This is a genomic window from Pseudomonas sp. GW821-FHT09C09 (assembly GCF_059418105.1).
This window is the reverse complement of the sequence record NZ_JBWKPF010000001.1, coordinates 182,748-199,430: the sequence shown is the minus strand read 5'-3', so window position 1 is coordinate 199,430 and position 16,683 is coordinate 182,748. Positions and strand designations below refer to the sequence as shown.

The 16,683-nt window shown below is 61.2% G+C and carries 18 protein-coding genes; 12 read left to right on the top strand and 6 right to left on the bottom strand.

Annotation, left to right across the window (positions count from 1 at the left end):
• Window positions 1-9: 9 nt before the first annotated feature.
• From AC07NR_RS00940 to arfB, 7 genes are all read left to right on the top strand, one after another.
• Window positions 10-639: an L-threonylcarbamoyladenylate synthase gene (locus AC07NR_RS00940; protein ID WP_096822250.1), complete on the top strand. Its 630-nt coding sequence runs from the start codon at window positions 10-12 to the stop codon at window positions 637-639.
• The gene (locus AC07NR_RS00935; protein ID WP_085710413.1) at window positions 640-1,458 is read left to right on the top strand and encodes a segregation and condensation protein A; all 819 of its coding nucleotides are present in this window, start codon (window positions 640-642) and stop codon (window positions 1,456-1,458) included. It abuts the gene before it with no gap.
• An 11-nt stretch (window positions 1,459-1,469) separates the two neighbouring features.
• Window positions 1,470-2,495, top strand: a complete 1,026-nt coding sequence (gene scpB, locus AC07NR_RS00930; protein ID WP_495077619.1) for an SMC-Scp complex subunit ScpB — start codon at window positions 1,470-1,472, stop codon at window positions 2,493-2,495.
• Window positions 2,496-2,497: 2 nt separating this feature from the next.
• Window positions 2,498-2,689: a DUF1289 domain-containing protein gene (locus tag AC07NR_RS00925; protein WP_007958358.1), complete on the top strand. Its 192-nt coding sequence runs from the start codon at window positions 2,498-2,500 to the stop codon at window positions 2,687-2,689.
• Window positions 2,690-2,844: 155 nt separating this feature from the next.
• Window positions 2,845-4,056: a 23S rRNA pseudouridine(2605) synthase RluB gene (gene rluB / locus AC07NR_RS00920; protein WP_495077618.1), complete on the top strand. Its 1,212-nt coding sequence runs from the start codon at window positions 2,845-2,847 to the stop codon at window positions 4,054-4,056.
• 848 nt (window positions 4,057-4,904) lie between these two features.
• Complete coding sequence (locus tag AC07NR_RS00915) at window positions 4,905-6,323, top strand: amino acid permease (RefSeq protein ID WP_495077617.1); 1,419 nt, start codon at window positions 4,905-4,907, stop codon at window positions 6,321-6,323.
• Window positions 6,324-6,414: 91 nt separating this feature from the next.
• Window positions 6,415-6,828 (top strand): alternative ribosome rescue aminoacyl-tRNA hydrolase ArfB, encoded by a 414-nt coding sequence (arfB, locus tag AC07NR_RS00910; RefSeq protein ID WP_011333010.1) that lies wholly within the window; start codon window positions 6,415-6,417, stop codon window positions 6,826-6,828.
• Here the strand turns inward: arfB and AC07NR_RS00905 are convergent.
• The 6 genes from AC07NR_RS00905 to phhA form a co-directional block, all read right to left on the bottom strand.
• Window positions 6,825-8,012, bottom strand: a complete 1,188-nt coding sequence (locus AC07NR_RS00905; protein ID WP_495077936.1) for an MFS transporter — start codon at window positions 8,010-8,012, stop codon at window positions 6,825-6,827. The two genes, arfB and AC07NR_RS00905, sit on opposite strands and share 4 nt — an antisense overlap.
• A 95-nt stretch (window positions 8,013-8,107) precedes the next feature.
• Window positions 8,108-8,290, bottom strand: a complete 183-nt coding sequence (locus AC07NR_RS00900; protein WP_085710421.1) for a hypothetical protein — start codon at window positions 8,288-8,290, stop codon at window positions 8,108-8,110.
• 73 nt (window positions 8,291-8,363) lie between these two features.
• The gene (locus AC07NR_RS00895; protein ID WP_255261961.1) at window positions 8,364-8,495 is read right to left on the bottom strand and encodes a hypothetical protein; all 132 of its coding nucleotides are present in this window, start codon (window positions 8,493-8,495) and stop codon (window positions 8,364-8,366) included.
• A 258-nt stretch (window positions 8,496-8,753) separates the two neighbouring features.
• Window positions 8,754-9,947 carry an amino acid aminotransferase gene (locus tag AC07NR_RS00890; protein ID WP_495077616.1) on the bottom strand — a complete coding sequence of 398 codons (1,194 nt, stop codon included), beginning with the start codon at window positions 9,945-9,947 and terminating at the stop codon, window positions 8,754-8,756.
• A complete protein-coding gene (locus AC07NR_RS00885) occupies window positions 9,947-10,303 on the bottom strand; it encodes a 4a-hydroxytetrahydrobiopterin dehydratase (RefSeq protein ID WP_003222798.1) in 357 nt (118 codons plus the stop codon). Before AC07NR_RS00885 ends, AC07NR_RS00890 begins: the two co-directional genes overlap by 1 nt.
• 110 nt (window positions 10,304-10,413) lie before the next feature.
• A complete protein-coding gene (phhA, locus tag AC07NR_RS00880; RefSeq protein WP_225739972.1) occupies window positions 10,414-11,250 on the bottom strand; it encodes a phenylalanine 4-monooxygenase in 837 nt (278 codons plus the stop codon).
• A 223-nt stretch (window positions 11,251-11,473) separates the two neighbouring features.
• Here phhA and AC07NR_RS00875 point away from each other — a divergent pair, with 223 nt between their 5' ends.
• From AC07NR_RS00875 to AC07NR_RS00855, 5 genes are all read left to right on the top strand, one after another.
• Complete coding sequence (locus tag AC07NR_RS00875; protein ID WP_085710425.1) at window positions 11,474-13,036, top strand: sigma-54-dependent transcriptional regulator; 1,563 nt, start codon at window positions 11,474-11,476, stop codon at window positions 13,034-13,036.
• Between the two features lie 204 nt (window positions 13,037-13,240).
• Window positions 13,241-13,981, top strand: a complete 741-nt coding sequence (locus AC07NR_RS00870) for a flagellar basal body rod protein FlgF (protein WP_248737975.1) — start codon at window positions 13,241-13,243, stop codon at window positions 13,979-13,981.
• Between the two features lie 45 nt (window positions 13,982-14,026).
• Complete coding sequence (flgG, locus tag AC07NR_RS00865; protein ID WP_007958342.1) at window positions 14,027-14,812, top strand: flagellar basal-body rod protein FlgG; 786 nt, start codon at window positions 14,027-14,029, stop codon at window positions 14,810-14,812.
• Window positions 14,813-14,865: 53 nt separating this feature from the next.
• Window positions 14,866-15,561 (top strand): flagellar basal body L-ring protein FlgH, encoded by a 696-nt coding sequence (gene flgH, locus AC07NR_RS00860; RefSeq protein ID WP_007965503.1) that lies wholly within the window; start codon window positions 14,866-14,868, stop codon window positions 15,559-15,561.
• Window positions 15,562-15,588: 27 nt separating this feature from the next.
• On the top strand, window positions 15,589-16,677 hold the full coding sequence (locus tag AC07NR_RS00855) for a flagellar basal body P-ring protein FlgI (protein WP_065260802.1): 1,089 nt from the start codon (window positions 15,589-15,591) through the stop codon (window positions 16,675-16,677).
• Window positions 16,678-16,683 lie beyond the last annotated feature (6 nt).

The following is a 16,683-nucleotide window of genomic DNA, read 5'->3' as shown; positions in this document are numbered from 1 at the left end:
GTAGAGAATGTGAGTCAATTTTTCCAGATCCATCCGGAAAACCCGCAAGCGCGCCTGATCAAACAGGCGGTCGAGATCATCCGCAAGGGCGGGGTGGTGGTCTATCCAACGGACTCTTCCTACGCAATCGGCTGCCAGATCGGTGACAAGAACGGCATCGAGCGCGTTCGACGCCTGCGTCAGCTCGACGAAAAGCACAACTTCGCGCTGATCTGCAGCGACCTGTCGCAACTGGGCAATTACGCCAAGATCGACACCGGTACCTTCCGTATTCTGAAAGCCCATCTGCCGGGGCCTTACACCTTCATTCTCAACGCCACCCGCGAAGTGCCCCGGCTGTTGCTGCATCCAAAGAAACGCACCATCGGCCTGCGCGTGCCTAGCCACCCGATCGCCCTGGCGCTGCTCGCCGAACTGGGCGAACCGCTGATGAGCGTGACCCTGATCATGCCCGGTGATGAAGACCCGTTGAGCGATCCGTACGAAATGCGCCAGTTGCTGGAGCATCAGGTGGACTTGATCATCGACGGCGGTTTCGGCGGTATCAAAGCGTCGACCGTGATCGACCTGACCGGCGACGATCCGGAAGTGGTCCGCGTCGGTTGCGGCGATCCTGCGCCGTTCATGGTCGAGGCCTGAATGTCCGCAGTAGAAACCGTTGATCCCCAGGCCGGTGCCCAGCAGGAACTGCCGTTTGCCATGGTCTATGGCCAGGCCGTCACGGAAATGCCGCTGGACCTGTACATTCCTCCGGACGCCCTGGAAGTCTTCCTCGAAGCCTTCGAAGGCCCCCTCGACCTGCTGCTGTACCTGATCCGCAAACAGAACATCAATATCCTCGACATCCCGGTGGCGGAAATCACCCGCCAGTACATGGGCTATGTCGAGCTGATGCAGTCGGTGCGCCTGGAGCTGGCCGCCGAATACCTGGTGATGGCCGCGATGCTGGCCGAGATCAAGTCGCGGATGTTGCTGCCCCGGGCCGAAACCGTCGAAGAGGAAGAGGAAGACCCGCGCGCCGAACTGATCCGCCGCCTGCAGGAATACGAGCGTTTCAAGGCCGCGGCGGAAGGCATCGACGGCCTGAGCCGGGTCGGTCGCGACGTGATCGTGCCCAAGCTCGACGCCCCTCAGGTCACGGTGCGCAAGTTGCTGCCGGATGTGGCACTGGAAGAAATCCTGATGTCCATGGCCGAAGTGCTGCGCCGTGGCGACATGTTCGAAAGCCATCAGGTCAGCCGCGAGGCACTGTCCACCCGCGAACGCATGAGCGATGTGCTGGAGCGGCTCAAGGGCGGCGGCTTTGTGCCGTTCGTCGAGCTGTTCACCGCCGAGGAAGGCCGGCTCGGTGTGGTGGTGACCTTCATGGCGATCCTTGAACTGGTCAAGGAATCCTTGGTCGAGCTGGTGCAGAATGAGCCGTTCGCCGCGATCCACGTGCGAGCCCGAGTCGAATAACGAGTCCGAACATGAACCTGAGTGAACCCCGCGAGCTGGCGCCCCTGCTTGAAGCCTTTCTGTTGGCCTCGGGAAAGCCGCAAACCCTTGAACGCCTGTACGAGTTGTTCGAGGAAGGCGAACGGCCGGAGCCGCCGGTCTTCAAGAAAGCCCTGACCCTGCTCGGCAAATCCTGCGAGGGGCGGGCGTTCGAGCTCGTGGAGGTCGCCTCCGGCTATCGCCTGCAGATTCGCGAGAAGTTCGCGCCGTGGGTCGGTCGCCTTTGGGAAGAGCGTCCACAGCGTTATTCCCGGGCCCTGCTGGAAACCATGGCGCTGATCGCCTATCGCCAGCCGATCACCCGCGGTGAGATCGAAGACGTGCGGGGCGTGGCGGTCAACACCAACATCGTCAAGACGTTGATGGAGCGTGAGTGGATCCGCGTCGTCGGCTACCGCGACGTGCCGGGCAAGCCGGCGATGTTCGCCACCACCAAGTTGTTCCTCGATCATTTCAACCTCAAGAGCCTCGACGAATTGCCGCCGCTGGCGGAGCTGCGCGAGATCGAGCCGGACCCGGTACTCGACTTCGACGACGCCCCCGTGCCTGCGGGCTTGCAGGAACTGGCCGATGCCAGCGCCGAGCCGGAAGAGCCGAAGGAGGAAACCAGTTTCCACTCGCTGCTGCTGGAGCTGGACAGCATGGAGGAGGGGATCAAGACCGACTTCGACGATTTGCTGCGTGATGTTGCGGATGGCGAGCCGATGCCGTCCGGGTTTGAATCCGATCCGACTGAATCACCGGTCGATGTCGAACCGGACCCGGAGGTCGATTTCGAGCCTGAATCGGAATTTGAGCCGGAGTTTGAGCGCGAGCCTGAGCCTGAGCAGGAAGACGATGTCCTCGGCGTGGCCGAAGCCCGGGAAAAGCTGCTGGCCGCCGTTGCCCGTCTCGAACAACCCGCACCAGAACCTGAGGAAGAACTGAGCGAAGAAGAAGCCGAAGCCCGCGCCCTGGCCGAGGCCATCGAAGCCGAACGCCGCGAGTTCGAAGATTGAGCATGAGTTCGACCAAGGACCCGTGCATCAGCGTCTGCAAGTTCAGCGATGACATCTGCCTCGGCTGCGGCCGCAGTAAACGCGAGATCCGGGCCTGGAAGAAACTCGACAAGGACGACAAGCGCACGGTGCTGGCCGAAGCCGCGTTGCGCCTGATCAAGCTCGGCGCCACCGGTCGGCGGAAAAAGAAATAACCTGGCCTCGATCGACTAGTCTCTGATGCGCGAACGAACACATCCGCGTATGATTCTCGACCCTTCGGCGATCCCTTCGCCTGAAAACCCAGATTTCAATGCTTCGGCAGGCCCGATCCAGAGCCGCCGAACAGATCACACCGGGAGGTGCACAGATGAGTGACAACCAGAAAGACGACCAGGAAATCGGCCCAGCAGGCGAAAAACTGCAGAAAGTCCTCGCCCGTATCGGCGTCGGCTCGCGCCGTGACGTGGAAGCGTGGATCAGCCAGGGCCGGATCAAGGTCAATGGCACAGAGGCGACCCTCGGCCTGCGCGTCGACATGCACGATGCAATCACTATCGATGGCAAGGTCATCAAGCGCGAAGAGGCCGCCGAGTCGGTCCGTCGCGTGATCATGTACAACAAGCCCGATGGCGAGATCTGCACCCGTGACGACCCGGAAGGCCGTCCGACCGTGTTCGACAAGCTGCCGCGTCCGAAAGAAGGTCGCTGGATCAACATCGGCCGTCTCGACATCAACACCACCGGCCTGCTGATGTTCACCACCGACGGTGAGCTGGCCAACCGCCTGATGCACCCGTCCTACGAGATGGACCGTGAGTACGCAGTCCGTGTTCGCGGCGAAGTCGATGACGAGATGATCGAGCGCCTGAAGGCCGGCGTCGTGCTGGAAGACGGCCCGGCGCGTTTCACCGACATTCAACAGGCACCGGGCGGCGAAGGCTTCAACCACTGGTATCACTGCGTGGTGATGGAAGGTCGTAACCGTGAAGTGCGTCGTCTGTGGGAATCCCAGGGTCTGGTGGTCAGCCGCCTGAAGCGCGTGCGTTTCGGTCCGGTGTTCCTCAACTCCGACCTGCCGATGGGCCGCTGGCGCGAAATGAGCCAGTACGAAGTCGACGTGCTGAGCGCCGAAGTCGGCCTGACCCCGGTAGCCATGCCGCAACTGAACGCCAAGAGCAAAGACAAGCTCGACCGCATGCAGCGCAAGTCGTCGCGCCCGATGCCTCGTACCGAGCGCGTGCGTACCTTGCGTCCGGCCAACGGCGCACCGGCGGCTGCCGGCCCGCGTACCGTGCGTGAGCCGCAGATCGAAGGCGAGCGTCCGGGTCGCAAGCCGGCAGCGCGTCCGGATGGCGAGCGCGCTCCACGCGGCCGCACCGAGCGCGGTGAAGGTCGTGCACCGTCCGGTCGCGGTACACCGGTGGCGGATCGTCCTGCCGAGACCAAGCGTCCGGCCAAGCCGGCACCGAAGCGTCCAGGCATCAAACTGGCTGACGATGACAAGCCGTCGGGCAAGCGTCGTGGCGCGCCGGCCGGTTCCGGTCAGCGTCCGGGTTTCGGTCGCAAGAAGCCGGAATAAGGCAGTTGTAAGCTTCGAGCGGTAAGCTTGAAGCGGAAAACAGAAACGCCAACCTCAGGGTTGGCGTTTTTTTTTGGACTTTTTATTTCTTTTTTTTGGGTGTTTTTTTCTTGTTTTAAAACAAAAAAATTGACGTCTTTCAAATAGTTAGCCAGCTAACGTCAAACATCGCTCTCGGCTTCAACGGGTCTGGAGTGGAAACTTTACGTTACGCGCTGTCAGTGAATATTTACGGAAAAGCCCGCGAAGTCCCGTGAATCGTGCGCCTCTGCCAGGCTGTAAGGAAAATCTGCCGAAGCCCCGTCCGCCGGGCCTGACGCAGCGCTCTGGCGTGCTTGTTTCAGGTTCGTTTGAGAGGTGAGATGCGCCCCATGCCTGTCGTGCAGGTGCATAACAAGAAGGAGGCGCAATGAACGCCGATATCCAATTTCACTTCTCCACGTGGGGCGGATTTTCCATCGTCCACGCCGATGGCCTGCAAAGGCCTGACTCAATTTTTGCATCCGCCCGGGCCTCTCGGGGCGGACACACGCAATCCCGGCAACCGACACGCTGATCCAGCGGGGTCTGGCAGCAGGGGGTTAGCGGTGTACAATACGCCGCGTTTTAACTGTGACCCTCTGCGTAATCGCGCAAACCTCAAGGATTATCCGCCTTGTTCACTCCGCCGCGTCACAAGCGTGTCGGGTTCGATTTCGTCACAGATAAAAACAAACAGGTGACGCATGACCGTTGTAAGAAAGCTGAATTCCTGGTGCCTGCGCTGGGGTTTGATCAAGGTTGGTTGAAATCGCAACCTTGCAGCAACGTCTACTGAACATCATCAAACCTTGCGTGAGACCTTTTTCATGAGTGGACAAAACTCGCAATCAGGCGAGCTGAAACGCGGCCTGAAAAATCGCCATATTCAACTGATCGCCCTCGGTGGCGCGATCGGTACCGGATTGTTCCTCGGCTCGGCCGGGGTGCTGAAATCCGCCGGCCCGTCGATGATCCTCGGCTATGCCATCTGCGGCTTCATCGCTTTCATGATCATGCGCCAGCTCGGCGAGATGATCGTCGAAGAGCCGGTGGCCGGTTCCTTCAGCCACTTTGCGCACAAATACTGGGGCGGCTTCGCCGGTTTCCTGTCGGGCTGGAACTGCTGGATCCTGTACATCCTGGTGGGCATGTCGGAGCTGACGGCAGTCGGCAAGTACATCCACTACTGGGCCCCGGATATCCCGAGCTGGGTCACCGCAGCCGCGTTCTTCCTGCTGATCAACGCGATCAACCTGGCCAACGTCAAAGTCTTCGGTGAGGCCGAATTCTGGTTCGCGATCATCAAGGTCGTGGCGATCGTCGGCATGATTGCCCTGGGCAGCTACCTGTTGGTCAGCGGCCATGGCGGCCCGCAGGCGTCGGTGAGCAACCTGTGGTCTCACGGCGGCTTCTTCCCGAACGGCGTCAGCGGTCTGGTGATGGCCATGGCGATCATCATGTTCTCCTTCGGCGGTCTGGAAATGCTCGGTTTCACCGCAGCCGAAGCCGACAAGCCGAAAACCGTGATCCCGAAAGCGATCAACCAGGTGATCTACCGGATCCTGATTTTCTACATCGGCGCACTGGTGATCCTGCTGTCGTTGACCCCGTGGGACAGCCTGCTGGAAACCCTCAACGCGTCGGGCGACTCCTACAGCGGCAGCCCGTTCGTGCAGGTGTTCTCGATGCTCGGCAGCAACACCGCGGCGCACATCCTGAACTTCGTGGTCCTGACCGCAGCGTTGTCGGTGTACAACAGCGGCACCTACTGCAACAGCCGCATGCTGCTGGGCATGGCCGAGCAGGGCGATGCACCGAAAGGTCTGGCGAAGATCGACAAGCGCGGTGTACCGGTGCGTTCGATCCTGGCTTCGGCAGCGGTAACGCTGGTGGCTGTGCTGCTCAACTACCTGATGCCGCAGCACGCGCTGGAATTGCTGATGTCGCTGGTGGTTGCAACGCTGGTGATCAACTGGGCGATGATCAGCTTCTCGCACTTCAAGTTCCGCCAGCACATGAACAAGACCAGCCAGACGCCGCTGTTCAAGGCGCTGTGGTACCCGTACGGCAACTACATCTGCCTGGCGTTCGTGGTGTTCATCCTCGGCGTGATGCTGCTGATCCCGGGTATCCAGATCTCGGTGTATGCGATTCCGGTGTGGGTCGTGTTCATGTGGGTCTGCTACGTGATCAAGAACAAGCGCGGCGCACAGCAGGCGCTGCACGCGGCGAACGCTGCCAAGTAAGCGTCGTTGCAAAAAACAACAAACCCGGCCAAGTGCCGGGTTTTTTGTGCTTTCGCGGTATCCTGCGGGTTCTGAATACGGACGCTTTTCCATGCTGGTGATTTCCAACAACGTGCATCTGCCGGATGCCGAGATCGAACTGACGTACATCCGCGCCCAGGGCGCCGGTGGGCAGAACGTCAACAAGGTCTCCAGTGCCGTACACCTGCGCTTCGATATTCCGGCCTCGTCCTTGCCCGAGTTTTACAAGGAACGGCTGCTGGCGCTGCGCGACAGTCGCATCACCGGCGACGGCGTGCTGATCATCAAGGCCCAGCAATACCGCACGCAGGAACAGAATCGTGCCGATGCGCTGGAGCGTCTGACCGAGCTGATCCTCAGCGCCACCAAGGTCGAGAAGAAACGCCGCCCGACCAAGCCGACGCTGGGTTCAAAGAAGCGTCGGCTCGAGTCGAAAACCAAGCGCGGCAGCATCAAGGCCGGGCGCGGCAAGGTGGATTTCTAGTCTTCGCGGTACTTTGCCGTGTGTCTGTACAGGTACACGCTCAACGCCAGGCCGCTCAACGCGGCGATCGCGGCAAACAGGAAGATCGAAGCAAAACCGAAGCCCGCCGCGATCGCCCCGGCCAGCGGCCCGGTGATCCCCAAAGACAAGTCGATGAACAGCGAATAGGCCCCGACCGCCGCGCCACGGCTGGAGGCCGGCACCAGGTTCACCGCTTCCACGCCCAGTGCCGGGAACACCAGTGAGAAGCCGAAACCGCTCAATGCCGCGCCCGCCAGTGCCCAGTGTGCGTCCGGCGCCAGCCATAGCAGCAACAGGCCCAGTGTTTCCACCGACAGGCAGGCAATCGCCACGCGAAAGCCGCCGAGGCGGTTGATCAGGTTGCCGAACAGCAGTCGCGCACCGATGAAGCTGGCGCCGAACAGGCTCAGGCACAGCACGGCGTTATCCCAATGCTGGGTGGCGTAATACAGGGTGATGAAAGTGGCGATGGTGCCGAAACCGATCGAGCCCAGCGCCAGTCCGCAGCCGTGCGGGAAAACGCGACCCAGCACGTGCATGAAAGGCAAGCGCTCGCCGGCGACAATCGGCGCAGCAGTCTTCGGCCAGGCCAACAGCAGGCCCAGCGATGCGAGCAACAGAATGCTCACGCCCATGCTCCACAGACCGAAATGACTGACCAACCACACCCCCAGCGGCGCCCCGATGGCCAACGCGCCATAACTGGCGATGCCGTTCCACGAGATGACTTTGGCCGTGTTGGCCGCGCCGACGCGGCCGATGCCCCAGCCGATCGATCCGGAGCCGACAAGACTTTCCGCGCTGCCCAGCACCAGTCGCCCGACGAACAGGCTGATCAGGCTGAGCATCGGCAGGTTCGGTGTCCAAGCCGAAATCAGCATGAACACACCGCTCAAGCCGCACCCGGCCAGACCAATCATCACCGCACGTTTGCTGCCCTGGTTGTCGATGATCTTGCCGGCATACGGACGGCTGAGCAGGGTGGCGAGGTATTGCACGCTGATCACCAGCCCGGCGATGACCGCGCCGAAGCCCAGGTCGCTATGCACATAGCCGGGCAGCACCGCCAGCGGAATGCCGATGTTCAAATAGCCGATGAAGGTGAACAGGACGATGGAAACGACTTGCAGCGTGACCGCCAGGGGGCGCTGGGGTTCTGGCATAGAGGGCGACATGGGTAACGATCCACGGGGAGAGCAGAATAGATAGGCTGCTCATGATACCGGCGTGGACGATGCTGCGGCGGGGAAAAGTAAAACTATTTGGCCGGGGCGACCAGTTGCGTGGTGACCAGCGCCGCGAGTGCGTTTTCTTCGCTGCCGAAGCGGGCGAGCAGGGCGGCCTGTTTCTCGGGCGAGAGGCGGCTCCAGATCTCGATCATCTTCTCGGTGGCGCCGATGAGGATTTCAGCCTGGTGTTCGTTGAAGGATTCGTCGGTCATGGCGGGCTCGGTTTCAGGCAGTGTGGAAAGCGCATGTTAGCGCTTTCCACACGGTCTGTACGGCGGGTGTTACTTACTCTTTGCTGTCGGCCGGACGGCTTTCGGCGGCTTCTTTCGGCTCGGGCTGTTGGGCACCGGCTTGTTGCGTGGTCGTCTGCTCAGGTACGTGCAGGCTTGGGAAGGGGAGATTGGGAATCTCGTGCATGGTTGCGCTCCTCGCTAAGTCTGTTGATAGATCTGGTAGATCCGCGCTTTCAGAAAGCCTGCGAAGGATACAGCAGTAAAAATGACAAACAGATTTTTAATTCCGCTTGTTGCGACGGGCGGGATTGTCTAGACAAGTGCGACAGGGTGACGCAGGGCAAGTGTGGGAGCGAGCCTGCTCGCGATGAGTGCGTGTCAGTCTACATTTGTGCTGACTGATACACCGCTATCGCGAGCAGGCTCGCTCCCACAATTGTGTTTATTTGCAGACGTTGGCGATCGCTTCGGCCAGCAGGTCGAGACGCGTCGCATCGATCCCGGCGACGTTGGCCCGGCCCGAGCTGACCATGTACACGCTGTGATGCTCGCGCAGGTTTTTCACCTGTTCCGGCGACAAGCCGGTGTAGGAGAACATCCCGCGTTGCACGCCAATGTGCGCAAAACGCTCGCGCAGGCCGTGGGGCTCCAGCGCTTCCACCAGACCACTGCGCAACTGGGCGATGCGCAGACGCATGGCTTCCACTTCGTCAGCCCAGCGGCGTTTCAGCTCCGGGTCGGCGAGGATCGTGGCGACCACAGCCGCGCCGTGATCCGGCGGCGTCGACCACAGGTTGCGGGCGATGTGGGCCAGTTGGCTGCGGATGTCGATGAGCTTGTCGGCGGTTTTCGCGCAGACGATCAGCGCACCGGTGCGGTCCCGGTACAGGCCGAAGTTCTTCGAGCAGGAGCTGGTGATCAGCAGCTCGGGCAACTCGGCGGCGAACAGCCGGGTTGACCAGGCATCCTGCTCAAGACCGTCACCAAAGCCCTGATAGGCAAAGTCGATCAGCGGCAGCAGATTGCGGCTGCGCACCACGTCCAGCACCCGGTGCCAGTCGTCGTGACTCAGGTCGAAACCGGTCGGGTTGTGGCAGCACGCGTGCAGCAGCACCACATCGCCTTTCGGCACTTCATTGAGCACGGCGAGCATCGCATCGACGTCGAGGCGGTTGTCGCTGCCGACGTAAGGGTAATGGCTGATCTTGACCCCGGCGGCCGCGAAAATCGTTTCGTGGATCGGCCAGGTCGGGTTGCTCAGCCATACGCCTTTGCCCGGCAGGCATTGCGCGATGAAGTCCGCTGCCAGACGCAGGGCGCCAGTGCCGCCCGGGGTCTGGGTGGCACCGGCGCGCTGCTGGGCGATCAGTGCCGAATCGGCACCGAGCACCAGCTCATTGATGACCTTGCCGAACAGCGGATTGCCATGGCCACCGATGTAGGTCTTGGTGTCCTGGGTCTCGACCAGTCGCGCCTCGGCGATTTTCACCGCCTCGGGGATCGGCGTCAGGCCCTGGGCATCCTTGTAGACGCCCACGCCGAGGTCGAACTTGCGCGGGTTGGAATCCTGCGCGTAGGCCTCCATCAGGCCGAGGATCGGGTCGCCGGGCACCCGGCCGATGGCGTCGAAGTGCATTACTTGCGTCCTTCTGCAGTCTTGGCCACTTCGTCGGTGCGCGCGGCCATGATGAAGTCGTTGCGGTGCAGGCCCTTGATCGAGTGGCTCCACCAGGTCACGGTGACTTTGCCCCACTCGGTCAGCAGGCCCGGGTGGTGACCTTCGGCCTCGGAGATCTCGCCGACGGCGTTGGTGAAGGCCAGGGCATGCTTGAAATTCTTGAACAGGAAGACTTTTTCCAGCTGCATGATGCTGTCACGTACTTCGATGTTCCAGTCAGGGATCTGCTTGATCAGGATCGGCAATTCTTCATCGCTGACCTGTGGAGCATCGGCACGGCACGCTTCGCAATGGGCTTGGTTCAAGGTGGACATGGTGTACTTCCTGAAATCTAGAGGTGTTTTTTTATATTGGCTGACAATGTCGTCACGCTAAACCAAAGCCGCGACGACTGACAGACTCACTTGTAAGTAAAAGCCACGGTTCACGCAGCTTTTGGTTTCGGCGGAAATTTCGGTGCGTGCAGACCCAGCTGCATGCCTTGCTTGACCATGCCCATGATGTCCTCGTGGGCGAGGTCGAACAGGCGCTTGAGGTTCGGCAGGACAAAGTACAGCGGTTGCAGGATGTCGATGCGATACGGCGTGCGCATCGCTTCCAGCGGATCGAAGGCCTGATGTTCAGGTTCGTCCGACAGCGAATAAACGGTTTCTTTTGGCGAAGACAGGATGCCGCCGCCGTAGATGCGTTTGCCTTGCGGGGTGTCGACCAGGCCGAACTCGATGGTCATCCAGTACAGGCGCGCCAGATAAACGCGTTCTTCCTTGGTCGCTTGCAGGCCGAGCTTGCCGTAGGTGTGGGTGAATTCGGCGAACCACGGGTTGGTCAGCAGCGGGCAGTGACCAAAGATCTCGTGGAAAATGTCCGGCTCTTGCAGGTAGTCCAGTTCTTCACGGGTGCGAATGAAGGTGGCCACCGGAAACTGCTTGCTGGCGAGCAATTCGAAAAAGGTCTGGAAGGGGATCAGCGCGGGGACGCGGGCGACCTGCCAACCGGTGGTCTCGCCGAGCACCTTGTTGATCTCGCCCAGTTGCGGGATGCGGTCGTGGGGCAGGCCGAGTTTTTCGATACCGTCCAGGTATTCCTGGCACGCCCGACCCTCGATCACTTTCAACTGGCGGGTGATCAGCGTGTTCCACACCGCGTGTTCTTCGGCGGGGTAGTCGATAAAACCTTGCGCATCGGGCTCGCGGGCCACGTATTGCGTCTGCTTCATACTGCTCTCCTGCGAGGGGAATTCGTTCTTGTTATGTCCTGCTATGGACTGAGAAATAACCCAGAGCGTGCCGTGTTGCAGCAGGTTGAAGATCGCTCGAGTAGGAAAAATCTCTTTAAATCGTAAAATTATCGTTACGCTTTGTGCGATAAGTCGTGATTACGGTGATTCGCGGGTTTGAAACGACCTGTGTCTGTCACATAATCTTGACGACTATCTTGCGGGCGGCAGAGAAAAATCCGCCCCTTTACCTGTTTCGGGCCTTTATATGCGTATCAAAGTCCACTGCCAGAACCGCATCGGCATCCTGCGCGACATTCTCAATCTGCTGGTGGAGTACGGGATCAACGTCGCCCGCGGCGAGGTCGGCGGTGAGCACGGCAACGCCATCTATCTGCATTGCCCGAACCTGATCAACCTGCAGTTCCAGGCGTTGCGGCCCAAATTCGAAGCCATCGCCGGGGTTTTCGGTGTGAAGCGGGTAGGGCTGATGCCCAGCGAGCGTCGGCACATGGAGCTGAATGCATTACTCGGTGCGCTGGAGTTTCCGGTGCTGTCGATCGACATGGGCGGCTCGATCGTTGCCGCCAACCGTGCGGCGGCGCAGTTGCTTGGCGTGCGGGTGGATGAGGTGCCGGGGATTCCGCTGTCGCGTTACGCCGAAGACTTCGACCTGCCGGAACTGGTGCGCGCCAACAAGTCGCGAATCAACGGCATGCGGGTCAAGGTCAAGGGCGACATCTTTCTGGCCGACATCGCTCCCCTCCAATCGGAGCACGATGACAGCGAGGCCATGGCCGGTGCGGTATTGACCTTGCACCGGGCGGATCGGGTCGGTGAGCGCATCTATAACGTGCGCAAGCAGGAGCTGCGTGGCTTCGACAGCATCTTCCAGAGCTCGAAAGTGATGGCGGCGGTGGTGCGCGAAGCCCGGCGCATGGCGCCACTGGATGCGCCGCTATTGATAGAAGGCGAAACCGGAACCGGCAAGGAGTTGCTGGCGCGGGCCTGTCACCTGGCGAGCCCGCGCGGCCAGTCGCCTTTGATGGCGCTCAACTGCGCGGGGTTGCCGGAATCGATGGCCGAGACCGAACTGTTCGGCTATGGCCCCGGTGCCTTTGAGGGCGCGCGGGCGGAAGGCAAGCTCGGGCTGCTGGAGCTGACGGCGGGCGGCACGCTGTTCCTCGATGGCGTCGGCGAAATGAGCCCGCGCCTGCAGGTGAAATTGCTGCGCTTCCTGCAGGACGGTTGCTTCCGGCGTGTAGGCAGTGATGAAGAGGTTTATCTGGATGTGCGGGTGATCTGCGCCACCCAGGTCGATTTGTCCGAGTTGTGCGCCCGTGGCGAGTTCCGCCAGGATTTGTATCACCGTCTCAACGTGCTTTCCCTGCACATCCCGCCACTGCGTGAATGCCTCGACGGTTTGACGCCGCTGGTGGAGCACTTCCTCGATCAGGCCAGTCGGCAGATCGGTTGCCCGCTGCCGAAACTGGCACCGGCGGCGATGGACCGGCTCAGTCATTACCACTGGCCGGGCAACGTACGGCAGCTGGAGAACGTGCTGTTCCAGGCGGTTTCGCTGTGCGATGGCGGGACGGTCAAGGCCGAGCATATTCGGCTGCCGGACTATGGCGTGCGTCAGCCGCTTGGCGATTTCTCCCTCGAAGGCGGACTGGACGAGATCGTCGGTCGCTTCGAGAAAGCGGTGCTGGAGCGACTGTATTCGGAGCACCCGAGCAGTCGGCAACTGGGCAAGCGGCTTGGGGTTTCCCATACGACCATTGCCAACAAGTTGCGTGAATACGAAGTCGGCAAAGACGCGTCCGAGTGATTTAGACCGGCCCGGTTGATTGCCGCGAAGCGGCATGACACCGCCGGTTTTTCGTCTTCGATACATTTCCTTCTTTCCCGCAAAATCCCTCAAGTCCTTTGTTTATCGGGTCCCTGGCCGCCAGAAAAAAGTTGGTCTGCAAATTGCTTGTGGCTCAGCAGTACAGCGGTGGGCGGCAAACGTCCGGCATGCAGAGGAAAGAGTGTGGACAAGTACCTTTATGTGGCAATGACCGGCGCCAGCCAGAACGCGCTGGCGCAAAAGGCTCATGCCAACAACCTGGCGAACATCTCCACCAACGGTTTTCAGCGCGACCTGGAGCAGGCGCGTTCGATGCCGGTGTTCGGTGACAGCTTTCCGGCGCGTGCGTTTGCCATGAGCGAACGGCCTGCCACCGACTTCACTCCGGGCTCCCTTGTGCAGACCGGGCGTGACCTCGACGTGGCCGTCAGCGGCAACGGTTTCATTGCCGTGCAGAATCCCAATGGCGGCGAAAGCTACGTGCGCACCGGTAGCCTGAATATCGACGCCCTTGGCGTGCTGCGTGCCGGCAACGGCATGCCGGTCATGGGCAATGGTGGTCCGATTGCCATTCCGCCGGAGCAGCAGGTGGAAGTCGGTGAAGACGGCACCATCAGTATCCGTGCGATGGGCGAGGGCCCGCGCGTCATGGCCGAAGTCGACCGGATCAAGCTGGTCAACCCGGACATCAAGAACATGAACAAGGGCCTGGACGGTTCGATCTACACCAAGGACGGCCAGCCTGCGCCGGCCGATGCCAACGTCAAACTGGTGTCGGGTTTCCTGGAGTCGAGCAACGTCAATGCCGTGGAAGAGATGACCTCGGTGCTGGCCCTGGCCAAGCAGTTCGAGTTGCACGTCAAGATGATGAACACCGCCAAAGACGACGACCAGGCCATGGCTCGGGTCTTGCAGATCAGCTAATTATCAGAACGTCGCGCCGTAAAACAGGCGCACGAGGAGAATCGAATGCTTCCGGCTCTATGGGTTGCCAAAACCGGTCTGTCCGCCCAGGACACCAACCTGACCACCATTTCCAACAACCTGGCCAACGTGTCGACCACGGGTTTCAAACGTGACCGCGCCGAGTTCCAGGACCTGCTGTATCAGATCAAACGTCAGCCAGGCGCCCAGTCGACCCAGGACAGCGAACTGCCGTCGGGTCTGCAAGTGGGTACCGGTGTGCGCATCGTCGGCACCCAGAAAAACTTCACCGCCGGCAGCCTGCAAACCACCGAGCAGCCGCTGGACATGGCCATCGACGGCCGTGGTTTCTTCCAGATCCTGCAGCCGGACGGCACCACGTCCTACACCCGTGACGGTACTTTCCACCTCGACTCCAACGGCCAGATCGTCAACGCCAGCGGTTTTGCTCTGGAGCCGGCGATTGTCATCCCGAACAACGCCCAGACCTTCACCGTCGGCCGTGACGGCACCGTGTCGATCACCGTTGCCGGCAACGCCGCGTCCCAAGTGATCGGCAACCTGCAGACCGCCGACTTCATCAACCCGGCCGGCCTGCAAGCCGTGGGCAACAACCTGTTCCTGGAAACCGCCGCTTCCGGCGCGCCGCAAGTCGGTACTCCGGGCCTGAACGGTTTCGGCACCACCCTGCAGAACACCCTGGAAACCTCCAACGTGAGCACCGTGGAAGAGATGGTCAACATGATCACCACCCAGCGCGCCTACGAGATGAACTCCAAGGTGATCTCCACCGCCGACCAGATGCTCTCGTTCGTAACGCAGAATCTGTAATCAAGTCTATGAGGCGGCCATGAGGCCGCCTGCAACACCGTGAGGTAAGGGTCATGAAACGCTTCGTATCTGTTCTGGCATTGGGTGGGGTCGTCTCGCTCGCGGGCTGCGTCGCTCCGACGCCCAAGCCCAATGACCCTTACTACGCCCCGGTGTTGCCGCGTACGCCGTTGCCGGCGGCCGCCAACAACGGCTCGATCTATCAGGCCGGTTTCGAACAGAACCTGTACAGCGACCGCAAGGCGTTCCGGGTCGGTGACATCATCACCATCACCCTGAATGAGAAGACTCAGGCCAGCAAGAACGCCAACTCGCAAGTGGCTAAGAACAGCAAGACCGGCATCGGCCTGACTTCGCTGTTCGGCGGCAGCGGCACCACCAACAATCCGTTGGGCGGTAACGATCTGAGCCTGGACGTCGGCTACAGCGGCGACCGCGCGACCAAGGGCGACAGCAAGGCGGCCCAGGGCAACACTCTGACCGGCTCGATCACCGTGACCGTCGCCGACGTGTTGCCCAACGGCATCATCGCCGTGCGCGGCGAGAAGTGGATGACCCTCAACACTGGTGATGAACTGGTGCGGATCGCCGGCCTCGTACGTGCCGATGACATCGCCACTGACAACACCGTGTCGTCGACTCGGGTCGCCGATGCGCGCATCACCTACTCGGGCACCGGTTCGTTTGCCGATGCGAGTCAGCCAGGCTGGTTCGACCGTTTCTTCCTCAGCCCGCTGTTCCCTTTCTAGGTGGCCAAGTTGAATTTCAAGAGCCTCATGGTGGCTGCCGTTTTGTTGTCGGCGGCCTTCAACGCACAAGCCGAGCGGCTGAAAGATATCGCCAGCATTTCCGGCGTGCGTTCCAACCAGTTGATCGGCTACGGCCTGGTGGTCGGGCTTAATGGCACCGGCGACCAGACGACGCAAACCCCGTTCACCCTGCAGACCTTCAACAACATGCTCTCGCAGTTCGGCATCAAGGTGCCGCCGGGATCGGGCAACGTGCAGTTGAAAAACGTCGCGGCGGTGTCGGTGAGTGCCGATCTGCCGGCGTTCGCCAAGCCGGGTCAGCAGGTCGACATCACCGTTTCGTCCATCGGTAACTCCAAGAGCCTGCGCGGCGGCACCCTGTTGCTGACCCCGCTCAAGGGTATCGACGGCAACGTCTACGCCATCGCCCAGGGCAACCTGGTGGTGGGTGGTTTCGACGCCGAAGGTCGTGACGGTTCGAAGATCACCGTCAACGTTCCGTCGGCCGGTCGCATCCCCGGCGGTGCCTCGGTCGAGCGTTCGGTGCCGAGCGGTTTCAACCAGGGCAACAGCCTGACGCTGAACCTCAACCGTTCCGACTTCACCACCGCCAAGCGCATCGTCGACAAGATCAACGACATGCTCGGCCCTGGCGTCGCCCAGGCCATCGACGGCGGCTCGATCCGCGTCACCGCGCCACTCGATCCGAGCCAGCGCGTCGACTATCTGTCGATCCTGGAAAACCTCGAAGTCGACCCGGGTCAGGCGGTGGCGAAAGTCATCATCAACTCCCGTACCGGCACTATCGTCATCGGCCAGAACGTGAAGGTGTCGCCGGCCGCCGTGACCCACGGCAGCCTGACCGTGACCATCACCGAAGACCCGATCGTCAGCCAGCCTGGCCCGTTGTCCAACGGTCAGACCGCCGTGGTGCCGCGCTCGCGCGTGAACGCCCAGCAGGAAGCCAAGCCGATGTTCAAGTTCGGCCCGGGCACCACCCTCGACGAAATCGTCCGTGCGGTGAACCAGGTCGGCGCGGCACCGGGTGACCTGATGGCCATTCTCGAAGCACTGAAGCAGGCCGGCGCGTTGCAAGCCGACCTGATCGTGATCTGAGGACGC

Coding starts and splice junctions, on each gene's coding strand:
- flgG (WP_007958342.1), top strand. CDS start 14,027: ATGCTTCCGGCTCTATGGGTTGCCAAAACCGGTCTGTCCGCCCAGGAC.
- AC07NR_RS00875 (WP_085710425.1), top strand. CDS start 11,474: ATGCGTATCAAAGTCCACTGCCAGAACCGCATCGGCATCCTGCGCGAC.
- rluB (WP_495077618.1), top strand. CDS start 2,845: ATGAGTGACAACCAGAAAGACGACCAGGAAATCGGCCCAGCAGGCGAA.
- AC07NR_RS00900 (WP_085710421.1), bottom strand. CDS start 8,290: ATGACCGACGAATCCTTCAACGAACACCAGGCTGAAATCCTCATCGGC.
- AC07NR_RS00915 (WP_495077617.1), top strand. CDS start 4,905: ATGAGTGGACAAAACTCGCAATCAGGCGAGCTGAAACGCGGCCTGAAA.
- AC07NR_RS00885 (WP_003222798.1), bottom strand. CDS start 10,303: ATGTCCACCTTGAACCAAGCCCATTGCGAAGCGTGCCGTGCCGATGCT.
- AC07NR_RS00905 (WP_495077936.1), bottom strand. CDS start 8,012: ATGCCAGAACCCCAGCGCCCCCTGGCGGTCACGCTGCAAGTCGTTTCC.
- AC07NR_RS00855 (WP_065260802.1), top strand. CDS start 15,589: ATGGTGGCTGCCGTTTTGTTGTCGGCGGCCTTCAACGCACAAGCCGAG.
- scpB (WP_495077619.1), top strand. CDS start 1,470: ATGAACCTGAGTGAACCCCGCGAGCTGGCGCCCCTGCTTGAAGCCTTT.
- flgH (WP_007965503.1), top strand. CDS start 14,866: ATGAAACGCTTCGTATCTGTTCTGGCATTGGGTGGGGTCGTCTCGCTC.
- AC07NR_RS00895 (WP_255261961.1), bottom strand. CDS start 8,495: ATGCACGAGATTCCCAATCTCCCCTTCCCAAGCCTGCACGTACCTGAG.
- AC07NR_RS00935 (WP_085710413.1), top strand. CDS start 640: ATGTCCGCAGTAGAAACCGTTGATCCCCAGGCCGGTGCCCAGCAGGAA.
- AC07NR_RS00925 (WP_007958358.1), top strand. CDS start 2,498: ATGAGTTCGACCAAGGACCCGTGCATCAGCGTCTGCAAGTTCAGCGAT.
- AC07NR_RS00890 (WP_495077616.1), bottom strand. CDS start 9,947: ATGCACTTCGACGCCATCGGCCGGGTGCCCGGCGACCCGATCCTCGGC.
- arfB (WP_011333010.1), top strand. CDS start 6,415: ATGCTGGTGATTTCCAACAACGTGCATCTGCCGGATGCCGAGATCGAA.